The organism is Mesorhizobium sp. LNHC221B00 (assembly GCF_000502935.1).
Taxonomy (GTDB): Bacteria; Pseudomonadota; Alphaproteobacteria; order Rhizobiales; family Rhizobiaceae; genus Mesorhizobium; species Mesorhizobium opportunistum.
The window spans coordinates 40,946-62,640 of sequence record NZ_AYWR01000014.1; the positions used below are offsets into that span (position 1 = coordinate 40,946).

Genomic DNA, 21,695 nt, shown 5'->3' on the forward strand with positions numbered 1-21,695 from the left:
AACTCCCATGATCACTTGTTACCTGAAATATGTCATCGATCCTTACAAGCTTGCCGAGTTTGAAGAATATGGCCGTCGCTGGATCGGTCTGGTCAATCGTCTCGGTGGAAACCATCACGGCTATTTCCTTCCAAGCGAAGGGGCGAGCAATATCGCCTATGCCATGTTCAGCTTTCCGAGCCTTGCCGACTACGAGGACTACCGCAAACGGATGGCTGCCGACCCGGAATGCCAGGAAGTGTTCGAAACGGAAAAACGCAATCGCAGCATTCTCAGCTATGAGCGCAGCTTCATGCGGCCTGTGCTCGAAGCCTAGAAAAGTGGATGTTTCGGAAAACGCGAAAACCGTCCTCGTCCGGAATTGCAAGAAAACCGAGCTACCGTACCGCTGGCCTGCCGAACACCATGCGCAGGAACTCGTCCAGCCAGCGCTTCAGATGTAAATCCCAGATCAGCCGGCCCCCCAAATGATCGCGGCCCGGCTGCGCGCCGGGCAGCTCGAAGCGATGCGCGCCGCGCACCACCCAGCGCTGCATCATCACCCTGGTCAGTTCGCCGTGGAACTGGATGCCCCAGGCATTATCGCCATAGCGGAAGGCCTGGTTGGGATAGGTCTCCGCCGTCGCCAGCAAGATCGCGTCGCTCGGCAGCGAAAAGCCTTCGCGATGAAACTGGTAGACCATTTCGGGCCAGTGCATCAGCTTCTTGCCGGCTTCGGTCGCCTTGAGCGGATACCAGCCGATCTCGACCAGCCCTTCGCCGTGACCCTCGACCTTGCCGCCGAGATGATTGACCAGCATCTGCGCGCCAAGGCAGATGCCGAGCAGCGGCCGGTTTTCCTTGAGCGGAATGTCCAGCCAGCTGGTCTCGCGGCGGACGAACTCGTCCTCGTCATTGGCGCTCATCGGTCCGCCGAACACCACGGCGCCGGCGTGGCCATCGAGCGTTTCCGGCAACGCGTCGCCAAGCGGCGGACGGCGGATGTCGAGATCGAAACCCTCTTCGATGAGCATGTGGCCGACGCGTCCGGGGCTCGAATTCTCCTGATGCAGGACGATCAGGATTTTTGGCTTCGGGCTCGTTTGGCGCGGCATCGGCAGGCGGGATCCCGTCTATTCGTCGCTGGAGGTTCCGCGCGCGCCGGGCGCTTGCGCCGCCGCCTTGCGGCGCGCCTCGACCCGGTCGTGGCGCTCGACGCCGATCAGTTCGGCGACGCGCCACACCGTGTTGTCCTCGAGTTCATGCAGCTCGCCATCGGCATAGACGATCTCCCACATCAGGCCGATGAAGGCCTTGCGCCCGTCCGCGTCGAGGTGGCGCTTGAGAACGCTGGTGAAGGCATAGAGGTCGATCGCCTCGTTGTCGGCACGCTCGCCGGCGGCGGCGAGCGCCTCGAGTTCGGCGCCGCTGATCGAGTAGCTCTGCGCCAGCACCGCCTTGAACCGTTCCCATTCGACATCCTGCCGCACGCCGTCGGCATTCATCACATGGTAGAGCAGCGCCGAGGCGGCGACGCGCGGATCGTCCGTGCTGGCATGCGTGCCGGAACTGGCCGGCAAGTCCCTGAGAAACGACAGAACACGTTCGAACATCAATTCATTCCCAACCGCCCGATGGCCAAATCAAAACAGCCGGAAGCGGCGCGGCGACTTCTCCGCCTCGTCGTCCGGATCGACGCCGGGATCGTCCGGCAAGCGCGTCAATTCTTCCGCCGGCTCCACGCCCTCGGCATCGGCCGGCACCGCCGCGAACGCCGCGGCCGTAACCGGCGTGACGTGGTCTTCGCGGCTTTCGGCCGCCTTGTCCGTCGCCTCGCCGCCCGTGGTGGCATGTTCGATCGCGCCGGCCGACGTTTCGCTGACCGGCTTGGACAGGGCCTCGATGACCGGCACGGTGTCCGGAGCCTCATCACGGCTATCTATGAGCTGGCCAAGCCGCTCCATCGGCGCACGCCACTCGAAGGCATCGAGCCGGCCGGTGACCGGCGATACCGGCGCCCAGCGTTCCGAAACCACGCCGTCGGCGACCCAGACCGGATCGCGCGGCGCCCGTACCGCCTTGGAGAGCAGTTGCCTGACCTTGCCCTGGTCGCCGGTCTCGGCCTCCTCGATGTCGGCGAGCAGCAGATACGCGCCCTCGCGGCGGTCCATCCGGATCGCCGCCTCGGCCTCGCGGCGGGCGGTCGAAAAATCCTGCGCGTCGAGCGCGGCGCGCGCCACCGTCATCGACGATTCGGCGTGGTTCTTCTTCATCTCCTGCAGCTTCTTCGCCCGGTTGAGGCGGTCGAGCACGGCGTCGCCCGGCCTTGCATGGGTATAGAGCTCGGCGACCTCCGGATGCGGCTCGGCCTTCCATGCCGTCTCCAGGATCTTCGAGCCCTTGCGCACGTCGTTCTGCTTGAACAGCGCCGCGGCGGCGGCGACGGCGGCGGGGGCAAAGTCCGGCCGCAGCTTGTTGGCCTCGAGCGCCGCTGTCCTTGCCGTGTTGGGGTCGCTGTCGGCGAGCGACTGCGCCTTGGCGGTCAGCAGCACGGCACGGCGGCGGTTGGCGGCGTCGCGTTCGATCTGCCGTGTCGACTTCTGCGCATCGACCAACTTCAGGGCGCCGTCCCAGTCGCCGCGCGCGGTCAACTCCTCCAGCGTCGATTCGGCAGCCCAGGCGAGCTGCGGCGCCATCACCGCGGCACGACCGGCATAATGGCGCGCCGCGTTGCGGTCGCCCAGGCGTTCGGCTTCCAGATAGAGGCCACGCAGGCCAAGCAGCCGCATCTCGGGATCGTCCAGCATGCTCTCGAATTTCTGCCGCGCGCCTTCATGGTCGCCTTCGAGCAGCGACGCTTGCGCCTCCAGGAGATGGATCAGCGGTTCCTGGTCGGAGCGGATCAGCTTGGCCGCTTCCTTGGTCTTCTTGCGCGCCAGCGCACCGTCGCCGGCGCCGGCGGCGATCATGCCGGTCGACAGTGCCTGATAGCCGCGGTCGCGGCGGCGCACGCGGAAATAGCGCGAGATGGTGTAGGGGCTGTTCCACAGCGACTTGACGAGCCACCACGCGATCATCACCGCGGCCACGACCGCCACGACGGCCACCGCCGCGACCATCAGGCTGACCTGGTACTGGTAGCCGTTGAAGGTGATGACCATGTCGCCCGGCCGGTCGGCCAGCCAGGCAAAGCCCAGCCCTAGCGCGAAGACGACGACGAGGAAGGCGAGCAGGCGGATCATTGTGTTGCCCTCATGCCTTCATCGCGCTGGAGATCAGCGCGTCGACCTGGGTTTCGACCTCGACGCGGGCCTTCAGTTTGCCGGCAAAGTCAGCGCCGGCGGTCTTCACCGCTGCCGGCAGCGTGTCGTATTCGCTGAGTGCCTTGGCGTAGTCGCCCTGGTTGACCGCCACCTCCATGCGCGCGACCGTTTCCGGCGCGCCGGCCCCTTCCACGGCGCCGATCGGCCGGACCTTGACCAGCGATTCGGCGCTCGACATCAAATTGTCGAGGAAGCCGGCATTCTGATCGACCGGCGTTGCGGCGGCGACCATGGCATTGGCCGCGGCATCCATCTGCGATGCAATCTCGGCACGGGTTGGGACGCCCTTTTCGGCATAGGGCCGCAAGGTCGCGAGTTCAGGCGCGTTGGGCGAAATCGCGGCCAGCGTATCGAGTTCGGCCGAGAACGGCGCGCCACGGTCGAGCGCCGCCTTCAGCGCCGAGGCGGCGATAGCGAGCGCGATCTTCGGCTGCGAAGCCTGGGCGTCGACCTTGCCGGAGAGCTGCGACACCGACTGTTCGAGCGCGGCGAGCCGTCCGTCCTGGGCCTTCGCCGCCTCGCCTGTCGATTTCACCAGCGCATCGAGATCCGCCAGTTTTTCGTTGAGCGGGCCGAGATCGACCGGCGCCGTGCTGCCGGCTTTGCCGAGAGCCGCGACCGCGGTTTCGATCTGCTTGACCTTGTCGCCGAGTGCGGCGAGCCCGGCATTGTCGCCGGCGCCGCCGGATTCAACCGCCGATTTCAGCGCCGCGACATCGGCCTTAACCTGCTCCAGGCCCGAAGAAAGCCCAACCAGCTTGGCCGCTGCATCGTTGTTGCCGCCGGCCTCCTTCAGGCGGGTGATTTCGCTCTTCAGCGAGGCGATGTCGCTGTTGACGCCATCGAGCGAGACGCCGGCGCCGGAACCCGGCGCGCCGAGCAGGCCGGCGAATTGCAGGCTGCCGGCGCCGACCAGCGCGATGACACCGCCGATGATGCCGGCGGCGAGGCCGTTGAGGCCGCCGCGCTTCGGCTGCGCTGCCCTCGGTCCGCTCCTTGCGTCGGTTTTTCCCACGCCTGCGTTGGTTTCACCTGCCTTGGTTTCACCAGTCTTGGTGGTTGCGTCCTCAAAGTTGTAGTCGGAAGAAGGCTTCGCGCGGTCGGATGGCGTGTCCGAGCCAGGATAAGGCATTTCCGGCTCGGCGGCCTTGGCCCTTGCCGCCGTATCCGCCCCGGACTGTCCCGCGGCGGCATCGGCATGTTCCCAGGGTTCGAGATCGACCTGGTCGGCATGCACCGGCTCTTCGGGAGCCTCCGGCTGCGAGGCGTTCGCGGCCTCCTCCGCCTTCGCCTCATCGGTCTGGGCCGCATTCCCAGCTGCTGCGTCCCCCGCTGCTGCATTCTTGCCAGCATCCTCGTCGACGATGCGCGAGACCGCACCCGGATCGAGATCGATGGTCACCGGGTCGCGGCGGCCTTTCGAGTGTCGCATCTTCGGCGTCTTGACCATGCCTGGGCTCCGCAAAATTCGCTTCGTCTCAACGCCTGGCGGCGCGTGATGGTTCAGAAAGGGTCTAGCACATCACCAAGCGGTGAAAAGGGGCGGTGTGATGACGCGGGTCAGCGGGGCGCCGGCAAAAGTGCCAGCAGCGCGTCTTCGTCGGGCGTCGCGGCAATCTCGATTGCTTTGCCGGCGCCATAGTCAAGAGCAGCGGCGATGCGCTGGGAAAGTGCCAAAAACCGTGTTTTTTCAAAGAGTAATTTCAAGGCGGGCCTTGCGGCCAAAACCTGCATCGCGGCAGCCGCCTTGGCCGAATAGAGCAGCACCGCATCGACCGGTTGGCCCGACGTCAGCGCAAGAACGTCCTTGTCGGAACAACGCACCGCTGAAGTGTCGTAGGTCTCGACGGGGTGGACCTGGACGCCAGCGCCTTCCAGCCGCTGTTCGAATACCGGGAACCGCACGCGTCCGCAGAGATAGACGATCGTCTTGCCGGAAAAGGTATCGCCCATGTTTTCGGCCAGCGCCTCGGCATCGCCCGGACCCTGGCGCACCGACAGGAACCCTGCGTCGCGCGCGGCTTCGGCTGTCCGCTTTCCAACGGCATGGCAAGGCAAGGCCGCGAGCGCCGCGATGATTTCTTCCGAAGCATGGCGCACGGCGTTGGCGCTGGTGACGGCAACGGCGACAGCATCAGCCGGAACCTGACCGGCATCGGTAGGCAAAGCCGCCGTTTCGGTCAAAGGCAGGAGAATCGGCTGGAAACCCGCCTCCAGGACCCGCCGCGCCGTACGCGAAGCCCCCGGTTCCGGCCTGGTCACCAGGACGCCCGGCATTTTCAGAGCCAGCCATCGAAGAACTGTTCACCGGCCTTGGCCCGCACCGTCCCGGCGGCTTCCCTGCCGATGCGGGCGGCATCCTGCGCTGGCCCCTGCAGCTCGATCGTGTGCGACTGCGTGCCGTCGGGCGAGATGATCAGGCCGGCGAAATTAAGTGTCCCACCCTCGATCGCCGCGTAGCCGGCGATCGGCGTGCGGCAGGAACCGTCGAGCGCCGCCAGGAAGGCGCGCTCGCAGGCGAGCGCCTGTCCGGTCGGCACGTCATGGATCGCCACCAGCATCTTTTCGACAGCGCGATCGCCGATGCGGGTCTCGATGCCGATCGCGCCCTGGCCCGGCGCCGGCGGAAAGACGTCGAGCGGGATCAGGTCGGTGACGACATGGTCGAGCCCGAGCCGCTTCAGCCCGGCATAGGCAAGGATGGTGCCGGCGGCGGCCCCTTCGTCCAGCTTGCGCAGCCGCGTCTGCACATTGCCGCGGAACATCACCACGTCGAGATCCGGCCGCATGCGGCGGATCAGCGCCTGCCGCCTGAGCGACGACGAGCCGACTTTTGCGCCGCGCGGCAGGTCGGCGATCGTCTTCGCCGCCTTGCCGACATAGGCGTCGCGCGCGTCCTCGCGCGGCAGGAAGGCCGAGAGTTCAAGGCCGTCGGGCAGTTGCGTCGGCATGTCCTTCGACGAATGCACGGCGATGTCGATGGCGCCCGCCAGCAGCGCCTCCTCGATCTCCTTGGTGAACAGGCCCTTGCCGCCGGCCTCCGATAGCGGCCGGTCCTGGATGCGGTCGCCGCTGGTCGAGATGACAACCACCTCGAACGCTTCCGCCGGCAAGCCATGCGCGGCCATCAGCCGCGCCTGCGTTTCATGGGCCTGGGCCAGCGCCAGCGGGCTGCCGCGTGTTCCGATTTTCAAGGTTGTTTGCATGGCGCGCGGTCCGTGATAACCCCCGGCCAGAGCATTTTGCAGCCAAGTGGAGCCACTTGGCATCGCGGAAATGCAGTTGGAATAACCGAGGCCTTTCGGCTTTCTCCTAACGGGGAAAGCTTCACGATACAATCTTAGGAGACAGCGACGAATTGATCCGCGTTCTGGGCATTGAGACGAGTTGCGATGAGACCGCCGCCAGCGTCGTGGCGCTTGAAGGCTATGACGCGCCGAAAATCCTGTCCAACATCGTGCTCAGCCAGATCGAGGAGCATGCCGCCTTCGGCGGTGTCGTGCCCGAGATCGCCGCGCGCGCCCATGTCGAGGCGCTGGACGGCATCGTCGAGGCCGCCCTTGCCGATTCGGGTGTGGCGCTGGCCGATATCGACGCCATCGCCGCCACCGCCGGTCCCGGTCTCGTCGGCGGCCTGATCGTCGGCTTGATGACGGCCAAGGCGATCGCCGCGGCGGCGGGCAAGCCGCTGATCGCCGTCAACCACCTCGAAGGCCATGCCTTGACGGCGCGGCTGACAGACGGGCTCGATTTTCCCTATCTGCTGCTGCTGGTTTCCGGCGGACATACGCAGATCCTGGCCGTGCGGGGCGTTGGCGATTATCAGCGTTGGGCGACCACCATCGACGATGCGCTCGGCGAAGCCTTCGACAAGACCGCCAAGATGCTCGGCCTGCCCTATCCCGGCGGCCCGAACGTCGAGAAGGCGGCGCAGGCCGGCAATGCGGCCCGCTTTGCCTTTCCCCGTCCGATGAAGGGCTCGGCGCAGCCTGATTTCTCCTTCTCCGGCCTCAAGACCGCCGTGCGCCAGGCGGCGACCGCCATCGAGCCGCTGAGCGACCAGGACGTGGCCGACATCTGCGCCTCGTTCCAGGCCGCGGTCGCCGATGCGCTCGCCGACCGCGTTTCGCGCGCGCTGGCACGGTTCAGCGAGACATTTCCGGGCACGAACACGCCCGCGCTGGTGGTCGCCGGCGGCGTCGCCGCCAACCGCACCATCAAGGCGACGCTGGAACGGCTGTGCTCTCAGGCCGGTTTCACCTTCGTCGCGCCGCCGCTGAAGCTTTGCACCGACAATGCGGCGATGATCGCCTGGGCCGGTATCGAGCGGCTGCGCGAAGGCATGGCGCAGGAGAACGGCTTCGATTTCGTGCCCCGTTCGCGCTGGCCGCTGGACAGCATCTCGGCGCCGATGGTCGGCTCCGGCCGGCGGGGAGCCAAAGCATGATCAAGGAGGGCATGATCGAGGCGGACCTAACCGAGAGGGGCGTGAGCGGCGGCGACCCTGTGCCAAGTGGCTGGCGCGTTGCCGTGCTCGGCGGCGGGGCCTGGGGCACCGCTTTGGCGCTGGCCATGCTGCGCGCCGGCCATTTCGTCCGCCTCTATGCACGCGACCCGGAGACCGTCGCCGCGATCGATCGTGGCGAAAATCCACGCTATCTGCCGGGCATCGCGCTCCAGCCCGGCATCGTGGCGACGAGCAACATACAAGCGGCGCTCGACGGTGCCGATTGCGTGCTGGCGGTGACGCCAGCGCAAGCGCTTCGTGCCATGCTGACAGCCGCCAGGCCGCACATGCCGGCCGGCATTCCGCTTGTTCTCTGCGCCAAGGGCATCGAACGCGACACCGGCGCCTTGCTGTCGGCGATTGTCGAGGAAATCCTCCCTGGAAACCCCGTCGCGGCTCTGTCGGGCCCGAGCTTCGCCACCGACGTTGCCCGCGGCCTGCCGACGGCGGTGGTGGTGGCGGCCCGCGACGAAGCGCTGGCGGCCGACCTTGCCGCCCGGTTCTCGGCCGAGAACCTGCGCTGCTATTCGAACGATGACCTGATTGGCGTCGAGATCGGCGGCGCCTTGAAGAATGTCTTTGCCATCGCCGCCGGTGCCGTTACCGGGGCAGGGCTCGGCGCCAGCGCCCAGGCCGCCATGGTGACGCGCGGCTTTGTCGAACTGCGCCGCATCGGTGCCGCCTTCGGCGCCCGGCCGGAGACCTTGATGGGGCTTTCGGGCCTTGGCGACCTGCTGCTCACCTGCGCGTCCGCCCAGTCGCGCAACTTCGCCTATGGGCTGGCGCTCGGGCACGGCAAGGAACTTTCCGGACTGCCGCTGGCCGAGGGCGTGCCTACGGCGGCCATCGCCGCGCGCATCGCCGCCGAGCGCAACATCGATGCGCCGATTATCGCCGCCGTCGCCGCCATACTGGACGGCACCATCACCGTGCGGCAAGCCGTAACGGCGCTGATGACCCGGCCGCTAAAGACCGAAACCAACGATTGATCCCCAACCTTGATCCCGAAACCAGGAGAAAACCATGCTGTTTGCGTTGATTTGCAAGGACAAGCCCGGCAGCCTGCAGGTGCGCCTTGACACGCGGCCCGCCCACGTCGTCTTCATCGAAGGCCTGAACGGTGCAGGGAAGCTCGCCTTCGCCGGTCCTTTTCTTGACGCCGACGGCAAGCCGAACGGCACTCTCGCCGTAATCGAGGCTCCGGATATCGCGGCCGCTCAGGCTTTGTCGGCAGCCGATCCCTACGCCAAGGCCGGCCTGTTCGAAAGCGTCGAAATCCGCCAGTGGAACTGGACGTTCAACAAGCCGGCGGTTAGTTAATCCTGCTCGCTGGTGCGCAAGGAGGGAGCAAAAGAATGAACTACTGGCTGTTCAAATCCGAACCCTCGGTTTTCTCCTTCGAGGCCTTGAAGGCCAAGGGCAAGGCCGGCACGCAATGGGACGGCGTGCGCAACTACGCCGCGCGCAACAACATGAAGGCCATGCAGATCGGCGATCTCGGCTTCTTCTACCACTCCAATGAGGGGTTGAACGTGGTCGGCATCGCCGAGGTCTGCGCGCTCGCCCATCCCGACAGCACCACCGACGACCCGCGCTGGGAGTGCGTCGACATCCGCGCCTTCAAGGAGGTGCCCAACCCGCCGACGCTGGGAGAGATCAAGGCCAATCCCAAACTCGCCGACATGGCGCTGGTGCGGCTCGGACGGCTTTCCGTGCAGCCGGTGACCCCGGCGGAATGGAAGGAAGTCTGCCGCATGGGCGGCCTGACGCCTGCTCCGTGACGGTACTCACGCCAAACAGCGCGCAAAAATTCATCCTCGACAACACGGCACTGATGGCGCCGCCGCATGTGCCGGAGGTTCTTCTGCACCTCGCCGACGAGGCGCACGACCTCTGGCAGCGGACCGAGGACGAACTGGTCGAGATCGGCCTGCCGCCGCCCTTCTGGGCATTTGCCTGGGCCGGCGGCCAAGGCCTCGCCCGCCATGTCATCGACAATCCCGGTACCGTGCGGGGCAAGCGCGTGCTCGACTTTGCCTCGGGCTCCGGCCTCGTCGCCATCGCCGCCACCAAAGCGGGCGCAGCCGAGGTGATGGCCGCCGACATCGATCCGTTCTGCGCCACGGCGATCCGTCTCAACAGCGAGGCCAATGATGTCCAGGTCCAATTCCTCGGCATGGATTGCGTCGGCACCGATGCGGGCTGGGACGTGGTCCTGGCCGGCGATGTCTTTTACGACAAGCCTTTCGCTGACCGGCTGATGCCTTGGTTCTCGGCTCTCAAACGGCGCGGGGCCGATATCCTGATCGGCGATCCCGGCCGCTCCTATTTGCCGCGATCGGGGCTGGAGCCGTTGGCGTTCTACGAGGTCCCGGTGACACGGGCACTCGAGGATTCCGAGGTAAAGCGCACCACTGTCTGGCGACTGCTTGACGCCGTCGCCGAACAGGCGTTTCCATAAATTTGTATCTGGAGCAATTCCAGGAAAAGTGTGAGCGGTTTTCCGTCTGGAATTGCGTCAAAGTAGAGAGTTGGAGCGGTTCGCCGTTTCCATGAAACGGTGAAACGCCCTGGAGGGGGAAGCTGATGGATTTTTCAGCAGTGAACTGGCTGGCGGTGATCGTCGCCGCCATCGTCGCCTGGTTGTTCGGCGCGGCATGGTACATGACGTTGAGCAAGCCGTGGCTCAAAGCCGCCAAGCTCGATCCGGCGACGATTAAGAAATCGCCGCTGCCCTTCGTCGTCAGCTTCATCGCCGAACTGGTCATGGCCACCATCATGGCGCTGGTCGTCGGCGCGATGACCGGTGGTGAGCCGACATGGCTTGCCGGCCTTGTCTTCGGCTTCGTGCTTTGGCTGGGGTTCGTGGCGACGACACTCTCGGTCAACCATCGCTACGAGAATTTCGGCTGGGACCTGACCCTCATCGACGGCGGCCATTGGCTGGGTGTCTTGCTGATCATCGGGGCGGTGATCGGCTGGTTCGGCGCCGTGGCAAGCTGAGACGGCGGGTTGACGATGGCGGATGAGTCCGGATTTCCGCGCGACCTGGTGTTCACCCGCGTCTGTCACGTCAAGCAAGGCTATGACGACCGGCGCCGGCACATCGTGCGCGAGTTCGAACGGCGCGGCGTGCCGGTCTACTTCTACACCGAATGGGACCGCCCGGACGTCACCCCGGAGATCCGCGCCGAATTGGTCGCGCCCGGCTTTGTCCACCCGCCTGCCGTCTCGCTGGCGCTGAAGCATGTCGGCATCTGGCGCGATTTCCTCGAGACCGACCTGCCCTATTGCCTGGTGTTCGAGGACGACGTTTTCCTCGCTCGCGACTTTGTCGCCAAGTTCCGCCAGGGACTGGCCGAACTCGGCAGCCCCGACCGCAAGGCCGTCATCTATCTCGGCAATGGCAGCAACTACTACACACCGAGCTGGAACCTGCGGAAGGGCCGAAGGCTCTACCCCGCGCTGCATGCCAGATGCACCGATTCCTATCTCATCACCCGCCCGGTCGCCGAAGCCCGCTGTGCCTGGATCAACCAAAACAAGATATCCACGTCGATCGATCACCAGGTCGAACGGATGGATGACCAACTCGGCATTGAAATGCTGTGGTTCGAACGGCCGATTGTCGAACAAGGCAGCGAGAACGGAGCTTTTCAGACGTCCATTTCGGGGAAAAACTATCCGCGCCTGTACAAAAGCGTGAAATGGAAGTGGAAGAAATACACCCGCATGATCTTCGGCCACAACGCCCGGTCGTGAGCGGGAGTTGACGGCCTATACCCTGTCCGTCGTGCGCGTCCTGGCCACTTCCTCCAGGATCCAGTCGCGGAAGGCGACGATGCGCGGCTCGTCGGCCATGGCCTGGGGATAGACCAGGAAATAGGCGAATTCGGGCGCGACCTTGATGCCGAGCTCGAAAGGCCGCACCAGCCGACCCTCGGACAGATCGTTGGCCACCATGGCGAAATCGGCGAGGGCGACGGCGTTGCCGTCGATCGCCGCCTGGATGGCATCCGAGGAATTGACGAAGACGATTGTCCGGCTGTTGTCGAAATCGTCGACACCGGCCGCCGCCATCCACATGCGCCAGTTCGGCCATGTCACGCCCTGACGCGCCCACTCGATATGGGCAAGCGTGTGGTGGAAGAGATCGCGCGGCTCGCGCAAGGGCGGCCCGGACGCCAAAAGGCCCGGGCTGCACACTGGAATGATGACGTTGTCGAACAGGCGGTGCGCGCACAGACCCGGATATTTGCCGGCGCCGAAACGGATGCCGACATCGACATCGTCGAGATCGAAATCGCGCAGCCCGTAGGCGATGTCGAACCGAAGCTCGATGCCCGGCCGCTGCTTGCGAAAATCCTCGACCCGCCGCATCAGCCATTTTGTCGCGAACTGGGCGTCCAGCGTCACCTTCAGAAATTCCGTCCCGCGCGCCATCTTGCGCGCCCGCATGGCGGCCCGGCCAAGCAGGTCGAGCGCATCGGTCGCAGCCTCGAACAGCACCGTGCCCGCCTCCGTCAGCCGGATCGTGCGGCTGGTGCGCGTGAAAAGCACGATGCCGAGCTGATCCTCGATTTCCTTGATCTGGTGGCTGACCGCGGCCGGCGTCAGGCCAAGCTCGTCGGCGGCACGGGTGAAATTGAGGTGCCTGGCCGCCGCCTCCAGCGTCCTCAGCGCCCGCGTTCCCGGCAGCAGGGTCGCCATCAGCGTGGGATCTCGGCGAAGCGGTCCATGGCGCTCTCAATCCTCAAACAAAACTTGATGATTGAGAAAAAACTACTCGTTTCCTCCCAAGATTTCAATCGGGCATGATGTGAACATCGAAACACCATCAAACCGGATTTGATGTCCGGACGAACGGATGCCATCATGTCTCACACCGCTTTTCATCCTGCATATGCCGGCCGCCCGGCCCGGCTGGCGGCGATCCGTGCCTGGCTGCGTCAAGCCACGGTCGCGATCAATCTTCCGCACCAGAACGTCGAGGACCTGTCCGATCGCCAACTGCGCGATATCGGCGCCGGTCGCAAGGACATCGCCCGGGCAATGGACCGCGAGATGGGCCGGCTGGGCCTTCTCGACATCGGCTGGCAACAGCCTAGGCGAAGGGAGTAGGGAGTAGGGAGTAGGGAGTAGGGAGTAGGGAGTAGGGAGTAGGGAAATTAGACGGCATCGACACGTAACCCTACTGCCTACTGCCTACTGCCTACTGCCTACTGCCTACTGCCTACTGCCTACTGCCTACTGCCTACTGCCTACTGCCTACTGCCTACCTCACCACCCTGACCACCGTCCTGTCCGACAGCAGTGGCAGAAGCCGCGCCATGGTCCGCGCCGTCACCGCGACGCAGCCTTGCGTCGGCGTGAAGCCTGGCCGCGCCAGGTGGAAGAAGATCGCGCTGCCACGCCCGCGGCGGCGCGGCGCGATGTTCCAGTCGAGCACCAGGCAGGCGTCATAGAGCCGGTCGTCGCGCCGCATGCGCTCGTGGCTGGCGCCATAGGGAATCTTGACCGGACGGTTGTAGTTGCGGTCATCAGGCACCTCGCACCAGCCGAGATCGGGCCCGATCGGCGTCATCGCCAGCCGGGTGCGGCGCGCGCCGGCAAACTGATCCCCCCGGAAATAGCCTGACAGCACCCGCATCGAGCCGAGCGGCGTGGCGCCATCGCCCTCACGCTTGTCGGCCGAGATGCCGCTACGCCCCAGCGCGCAGGCAAACACCGTGTTTCCGGCCTGCAGCAGGCCCTGGGTTGGATGCCCGGGCCTCGCCCGCACGGTCAGCACACGCAGCCATTTTACCAAAATTGCGCCGGCTGCATTGCGATCGCGTTTTTTCTTGTATGATCGTGCCACGGAACAAATCACTGTGATCGGCTGTTGTGCCGGCCAGCTTCCGCATAAATACGCAGCGGTCAACTGAATTCACTTTTCAAAACAACGGATTGATCCATGACTTCACGCACCATCCTGATCGTCGACGACGATGACGACCTGCGCGGCACACTGGTCGAGCAATTGTCCCTCTACGAGGAATTCGACGTGCTGCAGGAAGCGACTGCGGCAAAAGGCGTCAACACGGCGCGCGGCGGCCTCATCGATCTGCTCATCATGGATGTCGGCCTCCCCGACATGGACGGCCGCGAGGCGGTGAAGATCCTGCGCAAGGGCGGCTACAAGGCGCCCATCATCATGCTGACCGGCCACGACACCGATTCGGACACGATTCTCGGTCTCGAGGCCGGCGCCAACGACTATGTGACGAAGCCGTTCCGCTTCGCGGTGCTTCTGGCACGCATCCGCGCGCAGCTGCGCCAGCATGAGCAGAGCGAGGACGCCACCTTCTCGGTCGGCCCCTACACCTTCAAACCCAGCCAGAAGCTGCTTATCGACCCGCGCGGCGCCAAGGTGCGGCTGACGGAAAAGGAAGCCTCGATCATCAAATATCTCTATCGCGCCGACCAGAAGGTGGTGACGCGCGACGTGCTGCTCGAGGAGGTCTGGGGCTACAATTCCGGCGTCACCACGCACACGTTGGAAACCCATGTCTACCGGTTGCGCCAGAAGATCGAGCGCGATCCTTCCAATGCGGAAATTCTTGTGACAGAAAGCGGTGGCTACAAGCTGGTTCCTTAAACATTTCATTATCCAATGAGCGGTCTGGGCGGGACCGCTTTCGGGTGCGATCCTGTCGGAGGGGATTCAGGTCGGCTCGTGAAGGAGGGATTGGACTGACCGTTCGGGGACGCAGCTAGAGATGGCGTTGGATGACGACATCCGCATCCTGTCCGCCGTGAGGCTCTTCGAGGGCTTCACGCAGGAACAGTTGCGCCTGCTCGCCTTCGGCGCCGAGAACACCGTGCTGCAAGCCAACCACAAGCTTTACCGCGAGGACGACGAGGCCGATTCAGCCTATATCGTGGTCAGCGGGCGCATCGTGCTCTACCGCGAGCAGAATGGCGCGCGCATCCCGATCGGTACGGCCGGCCCCGGCACCATCCTGAGTGAACTTGCATTGATCGCCGACACCAACCGGCTGACCAGCGCGTCGGCCGAGATCGACTCGGAAGTGATCCGCCTCAGCCGCAAGATGTTCCGCCGCATCCTGGAGGAATATCCGGAAGTCGCGGTGAAGTTGCATGAGCGCATATCCGAGGAATTCCAGGCGATGATCCGCCGCATCGAGAAACTGGCGCCACGCTTTTCGGAGTGAGCTACTCCAGGTCGAACCGCGCAATCACCGGCACGTGGTCCGATGGGCGTTCCCAACCGCGCGCCAGGCGTAGGATTTCGTAGCCGGTGAAACTTGGCACCAGGTTCGGCGACGACCAGACATGGTCGAGCCGCCGGCCCCGGTTCGACGCTTCCCAGTCCTGCGCGCGATAGCTCCACCAGGTGTAGAGCTTCTGTTCTGATGGTATGTTGAGCCGCATCAGGTCGATCCAATTGCCGGCGAGCCGCATCGCTTCGAAGTTTTCGGTCTCGACCGGCGTGTGGCTGACGACATTGAGCAGTTGCTTGTGCGACCAGACATCATGTTCGAGCGGCGCGATGTTGAGGTCGCCGACCAGGACCGAAGCCGACACCTCGTCGTGCTCGGCGCGGATGGCGTTCATCTCGGCGACGAAATCGAGCTTGTGCTTGAATTTCTTGTTGATCTCGGGGTTTGGTTCGTCGCCGCCCGCCGGCACGTAGAAATTGTGCACCAGGATCGTCTTGCCGCCGGCCCGCACCGTCACCGAAAGGTGCCGGCTGTCCTCGATCTCGCAAAAACGGCGCTTCTCGACCACCGCGATCGGCCGCCGCGCCACCGTCGCCACGCCGTGGTAGCCCTTCTGGCCGTGGAAGGCGATGTGCTCGTAGCCGAGCTTGCGGAACGCCTTTTCCGGAAACAGCTCGTCGGGAACCTTGGTTTCCTGCAGGCACAGCACATCCGGCGCCTGCTCGACCAGCAAGCGCTCGACGATCGGCATCCGCAGGCGCACGGAGTTGATGTTCCAGGTGGCGATGGAAAAGGGCATGCGCGGGAATCCAGTCCGGGGCAGAGCAAGCCCCGCCAGCTCTAGGACGGCCGGACAGGACATTGTGCCCTATGAAGTTGGTTCCCGAACTACTGCCAGCCGCGCGATATAAAAACAAGCGGGTGCTAACCGCCAATCTCAGCGCCGCCCCTCATTGCCCTCCGGCAGGCAGGTGAGGAGCAGCGCCGACGCCCGAAGAGAATCTAGCGCGTCTTCGTGTTGAGCTCGCGGTTCGCCGTATAGTCGATGGCAAAGGTGTCCGGGGCGAAGCTGACGCCTTCCTTGGTGTTGAAGATCATCACCGTGGTGTCCTTGCCCTGCGCGTCGGTGATCGTCCACTGGCGCAAATCATAGGTCTTCGGATCGAACATCATGGTGATGCGCGCATTGCCGAACACCGACTTGTCGGAAAGCTGGATAGTGGTGAGATCATCCTCTTGCTTGACGCTTTTGACGCGGTCGCCGGAGAGATCGATGCGGTCGTCGAGCAAGAGTTTCAGCGGCGTTTTCGACAGCGGATAGAGATCGGACGTGTTCATTTTCTTGTTGAGGATGACCACCGACTTGCCGTCGGAAATCACCTTGAAATTCGACGAGCCGTCATAGTTGAAGCGGATCTTGCCCGGCCGTTCCAGGAAGAACTTGCCGCCGGTCTGCTCGCCCTTGGGGCCGAACTGGACGAATTCGCCACTCATCGATTTGACCGCGGAAAAATGGTCGGCGATCTTCTGCGCGGCAGCGGGCACGGCCGCCTGCGCCGAGGCCAGCAGCTGGAACCCGGGCATCAAATTGATGGCCGCAGCACCCGCGAAGGCAAGGCCAAGGCCGAGCAGTTGGCGGCGCGTCGGGGCAAGATCGCTGAGCACTGAAAGATCGTTTTTCATATCGGTCACTCTCGTCTGATTCCTGATTTGGTGGCTGTGGTGGACCCCCAGTTGGGCTTAAGTTTGACCGGGCGAACGCTGCTTCGTGCCATGAACGCGCCAGAAAGTTCAAAGTTGCCGCGCACGCCCCTTTGTCAGAATTTGTCGTCTTCGGTCGGCACCAGGATTTCGCGTTTTCCCGCGTGGTTGGCCGGTCCGACAATGCCTTCCTTTTCCATCTTCTCGATGATCGAGGCGGCGCGGTTGTAGCCGATGCCGAGACGGCGCTGGATATAGCTGGTCGACGCCTTGCCATCGCGCAGCACCACGGCGACCGCTTGGTCGTAGGGGTCGTCGGAATCCTCGAAATTGCCGCCGCCACCGCCGCCCGATCCGCCCTTGCCGGACGGTTCGTCGTCATCCTCGTCATCATCTTCGGTGATGGCGTCGAGATATTCCGGCACGCCCTGCAGCTTCAGATGCGCGACGATCTTTTCCACCTCCTCGTCGGCGACGAAGGGGCCGTGCACGCGCTGGATGCGGCCGCCGCCGGCCATGTAAAGCATGTCGCCCATGCCGAGCAGCTGTTCGGCGCCCTGCTCGCCCAGGATGGTGCGGCTGTCGATCTTCGACGTCACCTGGAAGGAGATGCGGGTCGGGAAGTTGGCCTTGATGGTGCCGGTGATGACGTCGACCGACGGACGCTGCGTCGCCATGATGACGTGGATGCCGGCGGCACGCGCCATCTGCGCCAGGCGCTGCACCGCACCTTCGATGTCCTTGCCGGCGACCATCATCAGGTCGGCCATTTCGTCGATGATGACGACGATGTAGGGCATCGGCTCGAGATCGAGATTCTCGGTCTCGTAGATCGCCTCGCCCGTCTGGCGGTCGAAGCCGGTCTGCACCGTGCGCGAAATCTTCTCGCCCTTCTTCTCGGCCTGTTGGACGCGTGCGTTGAAACCGTCGATGTTGCGCACGCCGACCTTGGACATCTTGCGGTAGCGGTCCTCCATCTCGCGCACGGTCCATTTCAGCGCCACGACGGCCTTCTTCGGATCGGTGACGACGGGCGTCAGCAGATGCGGGATGCCGTCATAGACGGAGAGTTCCAGCATCTTCGGGTCGATCATGATCAGCCGGCATTCCTGCGGCGTCAGCCGGTAGAGCAGCGACAGGATCATGGTGTTGATGGCGACCGACTTGCCTGAGCCGGTGGTGCCGGCGACCAGCACGTGCGGCATCTTGGCGATGTCGACGATGACCGCCTCGCCATTGATGGTCTTGCCCAGCGCCAGCGCCAGCTTGGCCTTGGTGGTCTCGAAGTCGCGGCTGGCCATGATCTCGCGCAGATACACCGTCTCGCGCTTGGCGTTCGGCAGCTCAATGCCGATGGCGTTGCGCCCCGGCACCACCGCGACGCGGCAGGCGATCGCGCTCATCGAGCGGGCGATGTCGTCGGAAAGGCCGATGACGCGTGACGATTTGATGCCCGGCGCCGGTTCGAGCTCGTAGAGCGTCACGACGGGACCCGGGCGGACGGCGATGATCTCGCCCTTGACGCCGAAATCTTCCAGAACGCCTTCGAGCAGGCGCGCATTCTGTTCTAGCGCGTCCTTGGAGAGGCTTGGGTCTCGCGCGACGTTCTTCGGTTCGGACAGGAAATGCAGCGACGGCATCTCGAACGTGTCCGAGCCGATCATCGATGTCTGCGCCTCGCGCTGGACGCGGGCGCCCGGGGCCGGGCGAGGCGCCGGCGCCTCGACGCGGGTGGCGGCATCGGAACGGAACTGCTGCACCTTGGCCGTGGACGCGGCGCGGCGCGGGGCGACGGGCTCGTCGTCGAAATCCATATCGCGGTCGAAGATGTCGTCATCGTCGGGATCGACGGAAACGCTGCGGTCATTGACCATGGCGGCGAAGAATTCAGGCTCGACGCGGGCGCGGCCGTCCTGGCTCATGCGCGATTCGGCGAACTCGGCCGATTCGACCCGTTCGGCGGCACGGCGCCAGGCGCTGGCGCGCGGCTCCATCTCCGGCTCGTACTCGTCCCGCTCGCGCTGGCGGCGCACGGCGCGGCGGTGCATCCATGCACGCAACGAGAGCCACCAATGGGTGATCGCACCGAGCGCCAATATGCCCTCGTCGCCCTCATCCTCGTCATTGTCGAACAAAAGCTCGTCCTCGCGCGGGTCAGCGGCGGCCGGCTCTTCCATGACGGCGAAGCCGTTCTTGCGTCCGGTCAGCGCCGCGCCGTAGGCGAACAGCCAGAGCGCCGGCGCGGCCAAAAGCACGGCAAGCACGCTGGCGATCAGCCCGGTCGGATAGCCGCCGATGAGGACACCGGGAATCTTGAGCACCATGTCGCCGAACACGCCGCCGAGGCCGGTCGGCAGCGGCCAGGTCTTGGGCGGGACGATGCAGCCGGCGATCGCGGCGCAGAGCAGCGCGAAACCGAACCAGTACAGGCCGCGCTTGGGCAGCCTGTCGACGCCGCGCGCCGAAAACAGGAGGTAGCCCCAGATCACCGCCGGAACCAGCGCGGCAACCGCGGCGAGGCCGAAAAACTGCATGGCAAGGTCGGAGAACACCGCGCCGGCATAGCCCATGGCGTTGGTGACGATGTTGTTCGTCGCGTGCGAGAAGCTTGGATCGGCAACGTTCCAGGTGGCGAGGCTGGCGATCCCGAAGGCAACAGTCAGGAACAGGCCGACGCCGACAAGCCGGCCGACCTGGCGTCGCGCGAAAGCCTGGATGCCGTGCCCCGTATCGGCCATCGCGAGCGGTGCTGAAGCCCCTGAACGCATGCTCTTCCCCGTCAGTGATTGCCTGGCCAAAGCACATGACGCACTCCGGCAGATTCGGAGGCCAGACTAGCCGTGGGAAGGTTAAGGCTGCATTAACTATAAGGCCGGTGGAGCCACTCCCATCGCATGAAAATCTTCCGGCCAACCCAGCCGCATGAAAATGGCGGGCGCGTTGGCTCGCCATCCATTCGTTTTGGGATCGGACAGCGCGTTACTTGTTGGCCCCGCCAAGCGCCTTCACATTGGCGCAGAACTCGGCATGCGCCTTGCTCATCGCCGCGTCCTGGCATTCCTTCATCATGGCGTCCTGCTTCTCCTTCGGCATGGCCATGAAGGCGGCCTTGAATTCTTCCATCGGCTTCATGGTTTTCATGCTGGAATCGGTGAAGAACGGCGCCATGTTGTCCGGTTCGTCGAGAGCACCGGCAAGTGCCACGCCACTGACCATGCAAAGCGCGAGTGCCCCGAGGCAGATATTCTTGAAGTTCATGAGAAAATTCCTTCCCCGTGTTTAAAAGCGATCGTCGGAACGGCCATTCGTCCCCACAGTTCGGGGCCTGGGCGGTCGATGTTTCCTCGAAAAGCTTGTTCACGCGAACGTGATTGCTTGAATCCGGCAGCGGCAGAATGCCTGCACCAAAAAAGGAGGCCCGGATGCGATCCGGGCCTCAAGGCGTGAACTCCTTTCGGGAGTGTCACGACGGGATTTTTTTCGAGGCAATTGCAGGGTGCAAGTGCGTTGCCGCCCGCGATTGCGTGGAACAGGCAGGGGGACCGGCGGGAGGAGGATCCGCCGGCCCCGTTGGCCAAGCCGGCCTTACGGCACAACTTCGCCATGCTGGGAGATGTCGAGACCCTCGACCTCTTCCTGGGTCGTCGGACGCAGCCCAACCAGAGCCTTGACGACGTAGAGGATCACGAAGGTGGCGACGGCCGTCCATACGATGGTGACCGCGACGCCGTAGATCTGCTTGCCGAGCGAAGCACCCGACGACAGGCTGTTGATCGCAGGATCGGCCAGCACGCCGGTGAGCAGGGCGCCGACCACGCCGCCGACGCCGTGCACGCCGAAGGCGTCCAGCGAGTCGTCATAGCCGAACATGTGCTTCACCTTGACCGCCGAGATGTAGCAGATGACGCCGGCAAGGATGCCGACGATGAAGGCGCCGGTCGGGTTGACGAAGCCGGAAGCCGGCGTCACCGCGACGAGGCCAGCGACGGCACCCGAGATGATGCCGAGCACCGAAGGCTTCTTGGCGACGATCCATTCGGCGAACATCCAGGCCAGCGCCGCCGCGGCGGTGGCGACCTGGGTGTTGAGCATGGCCGCACCGGCAAGGCCGTCAGCCGCCAGTTCCGAACCGGCGTTGAAGCCGAACCAGCCAACCCACAGCAGTGAGGCGCCGATCACCGAATAGACCAGGTTGTGCGGCGCCATGTTGGTGGTGCCGTAGCCTTCGCGCTTGCCCAGGACCAGCGCGCAGACCAAGCCCGCGACACCGGCATTGATGTGGACGACCGTGCCGCCGGCGAAGTCGAGCACGCCAGCTGAGCCGAGGAAGCCGCCGCCCCAGACCCAATGCGCGATCGGCACGTAGACGATGAGCAGCCAGAGCGCCATGAAGATCAGCAGTGCCGAGAATTTGAACCGTTCGGCGAAGGCGCCGGCAATCAGCGCCGGGGTGATGATGGCAAAGGTCATCTGGAACATCGAGAAGACGAACTCGGGAATGTTCGCGACCCCCGGCAGCCACAACGACGAGGTCGTGATGCCGTGGTGGAAGAATTTCGAGGCGCCGCCGATATAGCTGTTCATGCCGCCGCCGTCGGAGAAGGCCAGCGAATAGCCGAACATGAACCACAGCACCGTCACCAGGCAGGTGATGGCAAAGCTCTGCATGATGGTGGCAAGCACGTTCTTCTTGCGCACCATGCCGCCGTAGAACAGCGCCAGGCCGGGGATGGTCATCATCAGCACCAGCGCCGTCGAGGTCAGCATCCAGGCGGTGTTGCCGGTGTCGAGCACTGGCGTTGGCGCGGCGGCCGCGGCGGCCGGAGCCGCTTCCTGCGCGAAGGCGGCGACGCTGCCCAACGCTGCGAGAGCGAGCGAGCCCAAAAGGGCGGCGCGTCCCGTCGTCTTCAAGGTAGAAGAAATATTCATTGAACTCTCCATTGGAATACGTGTTCGCCG

At 64.6% G+C, this 21,695-nt stretch carries 24 protein-coding genes; 11 read left to right on the forward strand and 13 right to left on the reverse strand.

From position 1 onward, the window contains the following. Positions 1-7: 7 nt before the first annotated feature. Positions 8-316: an NIPSNAP family protein gene (locus X741_RS147940; RefSeq protein ID WP_023765949.1), complete on the forward strand. Its 309-nt coding sequence runs from the start codon at positions 8-10 to the stop codon at positions 314-316. A gap of 61 nt (positions 317-377) precedes the next feature. Here X741_RS147940 and X741_RS147935 read toward each other — a convergent pair whose 3' ends face one another. The 6 genes from X741_RS147935 to hemC form a co-directional block, all read right to left on the reverse strand. Then, a complete protein-coding gene (locus X741_RS147935; RefSeq protein ID WP_023765948.1) occupies positions 378-1,094 on the reverse strand; it encodes a glutamine amidotransferase in 717 nt (238 codons plus the stop codon). An 18-nt stretch (positions 1,095-1,112) separates the two neighbouring features. Further along, positions 1,113-1,592, reverse strand: a complete 480-nt coding sequence (locus X741_RS147930) for a TerB family tellurite resistance protein (protein WP_023765947.1) — start codon at positions 1,590-1,592, stop codon at positions 1,113-1,115. A gap of 30 nt (positions 1,593-1,622) precedes the next feature. After that, positions 1,623-3,221 carry a heme biosynthesis protein HemY gene (locus X741_RS147925; RefSeq protein ID WP_023778850.1) on the reverse strand — a complete coding sequence of 533 codons (1,599 nt, stop codon included), beginning with the start codon at positions 3,219-3,221 and terminating at the stop codon, positions 1,623-1,625. A gap of 10 nt (positions 3,222-3,231) precedes the next feature. Further along, a complete protein-coding gene (locus X741_RS147920; RefSeq protein ID WP_023778851.1) occupies positions 3,232-4,752 on the reverse strand; it encodes a COG4223 family protein in 1,521 nt (506 codons plus the stop codon). Between the two features lie 110 nt (positions 4,753-4,862). Further along, on the reverse strand, positions 4,863-5,579 hold the full coding sequence (locus tag X741_RS147915) for a uroporphyrinogen-III synthase (RefSeq protein ID WP_023778852.1): 717 nt from the start codon (positions 5,577-5,579) through the stop codon (positions 4,863-4,865). Between the two features lie 2 nt (positions 5,580-5,581). Beyond that, on the reverse strand, positions 5,582-6,508 hold the full coding sequence (gene hemC, locus X741_RS147910; RefSeq protein WP_023778853.1) for a hydroxymethylbilane synthase: 927 nt from the start codon (positions 6,506-6,508) through the stop codon (positions 5,582-5,584). Between the two features lie 155 nt (positions 6,509-6,663). Between hemC and tsaD the strand changes: the two genes are divergently transcribed. From tsaD to X741_RS147875, 7 genes are all read left to right on the forward strand, one after another. Beyond that, positions 6,664-7,749, forward strand: coding sequence for a tRNA (adenosine(37)-N6)-threonylcarbamoyltransferase complex transferase subunit TsaD (gene tsaD, locus X741_RS147905; RefSeq protein ID WP_198023978.1), 1,086 nt, complete (start codon positions 6,664-6,666; stop codon positions 7,747-7,749). 11 nt (positions 7,750-7,760) lie between these two features. Next, on the forward strand, positions 7,761-8,798 hold the full coding sequence (locus X741_RS147900) for an NAD(P)H-dependent glycerol-3-phosphate dehydrogenase (protein ID WP_051410480.1): 1,038 nt from the start codon (positions 7,761-7,763) through the stop codon (positions 8,796-8,798). Positions 8,799-8,832: 34 nt separating this feature from the next. Beyond that, entirely contained in the window at positions 8,833-9,129 is a 297-nt protein-coding gene (locus tag X741_RS147895; RefSeq protein ID WP_023778856.1) for a YciI-like protein, read from the forward strand. A gap of 35 nt (positions 9,130-9,164) precedes the next feature. Continuing rightward, a complete protein-coding gene (locus X741_RS147890) occupies positions 9,165-9,590 on the forward strand; it encodes an EVE domain-containing protein (RefSeq protein WP_023765939.1) in 426 nt (141 codons plus the stop codon). Beyond that, positions 9,587-10,270: a methyltransferase gene (locus X741_RS147885; RefSeq protein WP_023778857.1), complete on the forward strand. Its 684-nt coding sequence runs from the start codon at positions 9,587-9,589 to the stop codon at positions 10,268-10,270. Before X741_RS147890 ends, X741_RS147885 begins: the two co-directional genes overlap by 4 nt. A 125-nt stretch (positions 10,271-10,395) precedes the next feature. After that, on the forward strand, positions 10,396-10,812 hold the full coding sequence (locus X741_RS147880; RefSeq protein WP_023765937.1) for a DUF1761 domain-containing protein: 417 nt from the start codon (positions 10,396-10,398) through the stop codon (positions 10,810-10,812). Positions 10,813-10,827: 15 nt separating this feature from the next. Then, on the forward strand, positions 10,828-11,571 hold the full coding sequence (locus X741_RS147875) for a glycosyltransferase family 25 protein (RefSeq protein WP_023778858.1): 744 nt from the start codon (positions 10,828-10,830) through the stop codon (positions 11,569-11,571). Between the two features lie 15 nt (positions 11,572-11,586). Here X741_RS147875 and gcvA read toward each other — a convergent pair whose 3' ends face one another. Beyond that, positions 11,587-12,519, reverse strand: a complete 933-nt coding sequence (gene gcvA, locus X741_RS147870; protein WP_023778859.1) for a transcriptional regulator GcvA — start codon at positions 12,517-12,519, stop codon at positions 11,587-11,589. 165 nt (positions 12,520-12,684) lie between these two features. Between gcvA and X741_RS147865 the strand changes: the two genes are divergently transcribed. Continuing rightward, positions 12,685-12,930 carry a hypothetical protein gene (locus tag X741_RS147865; RefSeq protein WP_023778860.1) on the forward strand — a complete coding sequence of 82 codons (246 nt, stop codon included), beginning with the start codon at positions 12,685-12,687 and terminating at the stop codon, positions 12,928-12,930. Positions 12,931-13,084: 154 nt separating this feature from the next. Here the strand turns inward: X741_RS147865 and X741_RS147860 are convergent, their stop codons facing one another. Then, a complete protein-coding gene (locus X741_RS147860) occupies positions 13,085-13,621 on the reverse strand; it encodes a L,D-transpeptidase (protein WP_198023979.1) in 537 nt (178 codons plus the stop codon). A gap of 144 nt (positions 13,622-13,765) precedes the next feature. Between X741_RS147860 and X741_RS147855 the strand changes: the two genes are divergently transcribed. Both X741_RS147855 and X741_RS147850 read left to right on the forward strand, forming a co-directional pair. Further along, positions 13,766-14,449 (forward strand): response regulator transcription factor, encoded by a 684-nt coding sequence (locus tag X741_RS147855; protein ID WP_023765932.1) that lies wholly within the window; start codon positions 13,766-13,768, stop codon positions 14,447-14,449. 121 nt (positions 14,450-14,570) lie between these two features. Continuing rightward, on the forward strand, positions 14,571-15,026 hold the full coding sequence (locus tag X741_RS147850) for a Crp/Fnr family transcriptional regulator (protein WP_023765931.1): 456 nt from the start codon (positions 14,571-14,573) through the stop codon (positions 15,024-15,026). A gap of 1 nt (position 15,027) precedes the next feature. Here X741_RS147850 and X741_RS147845 read toward each other — a convergent pair whose 3' ends face one another. The 5 genes from X741_RS147845 to X741_RS147825 form a co-directional block, all read right to left on the reverse strand. Further along, a complete protein-coding gene (locus tag X741_RS147845; RefSeq protein WP_023778862.1) occupies positions 15,028-15,834 on the reverse strand; it encodes an exodeoxyribonuclease III in 807 nt (268 codons plus the stop codon). Positions 15,835-16,037: 203 nt separating this feature from the next. Then, positions 16,038-16,718, reverse strand: coding sequence for an outer membrane lipoprotein carrier protein LolA (locus X741_RS147840; protein ID WP_023778863.1), 681 nt, complete (start codon positions 16,716-16,718; stop codon positions 16,038-16,040). Between the two features lie 134 nt (positions 16,719-16,852). After that, positions 16,853-19,504 carry a DNA translocase FtsK gene (locus X741_RS147835; protein ID WP_023778864.1) on the reverse strand — a complete coding sequence of 884 codons (2,652 nt, stop codon included), beginning with the start codon at positions 19,502-19,504 and terminating at the stop codon, positions 16,853-16,855. Positions 19,505-19,715: 211 nt separating this feature from the next. Then, positions 19,716-19,994, reverse strand: coding sequence for a hypothetical protein (locus X741_RS147830; protein ID WP_023778865.1), 279 nt, complete (start codon positions 19,992-19,994; stop codon positions 19,716-19,718). Between the two features lie 327 nt (positions 19,995-20,321). Continuing rightward, positions 20,322-21,665, reverse strand: coding sequence for an ammonium transporter (locus tag X741_RS147825; RefSeq protein ID WP_023765927.1), 1,344 nt, complete (start codon positions 21,663-21,665; stop codon positions 20,322-20,324). Positions 21,666-21,695 lie beyond the last annotated feature (30 nt).

Excerpts from the sequence above, each read along its gene's own strand:
- X741_RS147940 (WP_023765949.1), top strand. The coding sequence starts at position 8 with ATGATCACTTGTTACCTGAAATATGTCATCGATCCTTACAAGCTTGCC.
- X741_RS147935 (WP_023765948.1), bottom strand. The coding sequence starts at position 1,094 with ATGCCGCGCCAAACGAGCCCGAAGCCAAAAATCCTGATCGTCCTGCAT.
- X741_RS147930 (WP_023765947.1), bottom strand. The coding sequence starts at position 1,592 with ATGTTCGAACGTGTTCTGTCGTTTCTCAGGGACTTGCCGGCCAGTTCC.
- X741_RS147925 (WP_023778850.1), bottom strand. The coding sequence starts at position 3,221 with ATGATCCGCCTGCTCGCCTTCCTCGTCGTCGTCTTCGCGCTAGGGCTG.
- X741_RS147920 (WP_023778851.1), bottom strand. The coding sequence starts at position 4,752 with ATGGTCAAGACGCCGAAGATGCGACACTCGAAAGGCCGCCGCGACCCG.
- X741_RS147915 (WP_023778852.1), bottom strand. The coding sequence starts at position 5,579 with ATGCCGGGCGTCCTGGTGACCAGGCCGGAACCGGGGGCTTCGCGTACG.
- hemC (WP_023778853.1), bottom strand. The coding sequence starts at position 6,508 with ATGCAAACAACCTTGAAAATCGGAACACGCGGCAGCCCGCTGGCGCTG.
- X741_RS147900 (WP_051410480.1), top strand. The coding sequence starts at position 7,761 with ATGATCGAGGCGGACCTAACCGAGAGGGGCGTGAGCGGCGGCGACCCT.
- X741_RS147895 (WP_023778856.1), top strand. The coding sequence starts at position 8,833 with ATGCTGTTTGCGTTGATTTGCAAGGACAAGCCCGGCAGCCTGCAGGTG.
- X741_RS147890 (WP_023765939.1), top strand. The coding sequence starts at position 9,165 with ATGAACTACTGGCTGTTCAAATCCGAACCCTCGGTTTTCTCCTTCGAG.
- X741_RS147880 (WP_023765937.1), top strand. The coding sequence starts at position 10,396 with ATGGATTTTTCAGCAGTGAACTGGCTGGCGGTGATCGTCGCCGCCATC.
- X741_RS147875 (WP_023778858.1), top strand. The coding sequence starts at position 10,828 with ATGGCGGATGAGTCCGGATTTCCGCGCGACCTGGTGTTCACCCGCGTC.
- gcvA (WP_023778859.1), bottom strand. The coding sequence starts at position 12,519 with ATGGCGACCCTGCTGCCGGGAACGCGGGCGCTGAGGACGCTGGAGGCG.
- X741_RS147865 (WP_023778860.1), top strand. The coding sequence starts at position 12,685 with ATGTCTCACACCGCTTTTCATCCTGCATATGCCGGCCGCCCGGCCCGG.
- X741_RS147855 (WP_023765932.1), top strand. The coding sequence starts at position 13,766 with ATGACTTCACGCACCATCCTGATCGTCGACGACGATGACGACCTGCGC.
- X741_RS147850 (WP_023765931.1), top strand. The coding sequence starts at position 14,571 with ATGGCGTTGGATGACGACATCCGCATCCTGTCCGCCGTGAGGCTCTTC.
- X741_RS147845 (WP_023778862.1), bottom strand. The coding sequence starts at position 15,834 with ATGCCCTTTTCCATCGCCACCTGGAACATCAACTCCGTGCGCCTGCGG.
- X741_RS147840 (WP_023778863.1), bottom strand. The coding sequence starts at position 16,718 with ATGAAAAACGATCTTTCAGTGCTCAGCGATCTTGCCCCGACGCGCCGC.
- X741_RS147835 (WP_023778864.1), bottom strand. The coding sequence starts at position 19,504 with ATGCGTTCAGGGGCTTCAGCACCGCTCGCGATGGCCGATACGGGGCAC.
- X741_RS147830 (WP_023778865.1), bottom strand. The coding sequence starts at position 19,994 with ATGAACTTCAAGAATATCTGCCTCGGGGCACTCGCGCTTTGCATGGTC.
- X741_RS147825 (WP_023765927.1), bottom strand. The coding sequence starts at position 21,665 with ATGAATATTTCTTCTACCTTGAAGACGACGGGACGCGCCGCCCTTTTG.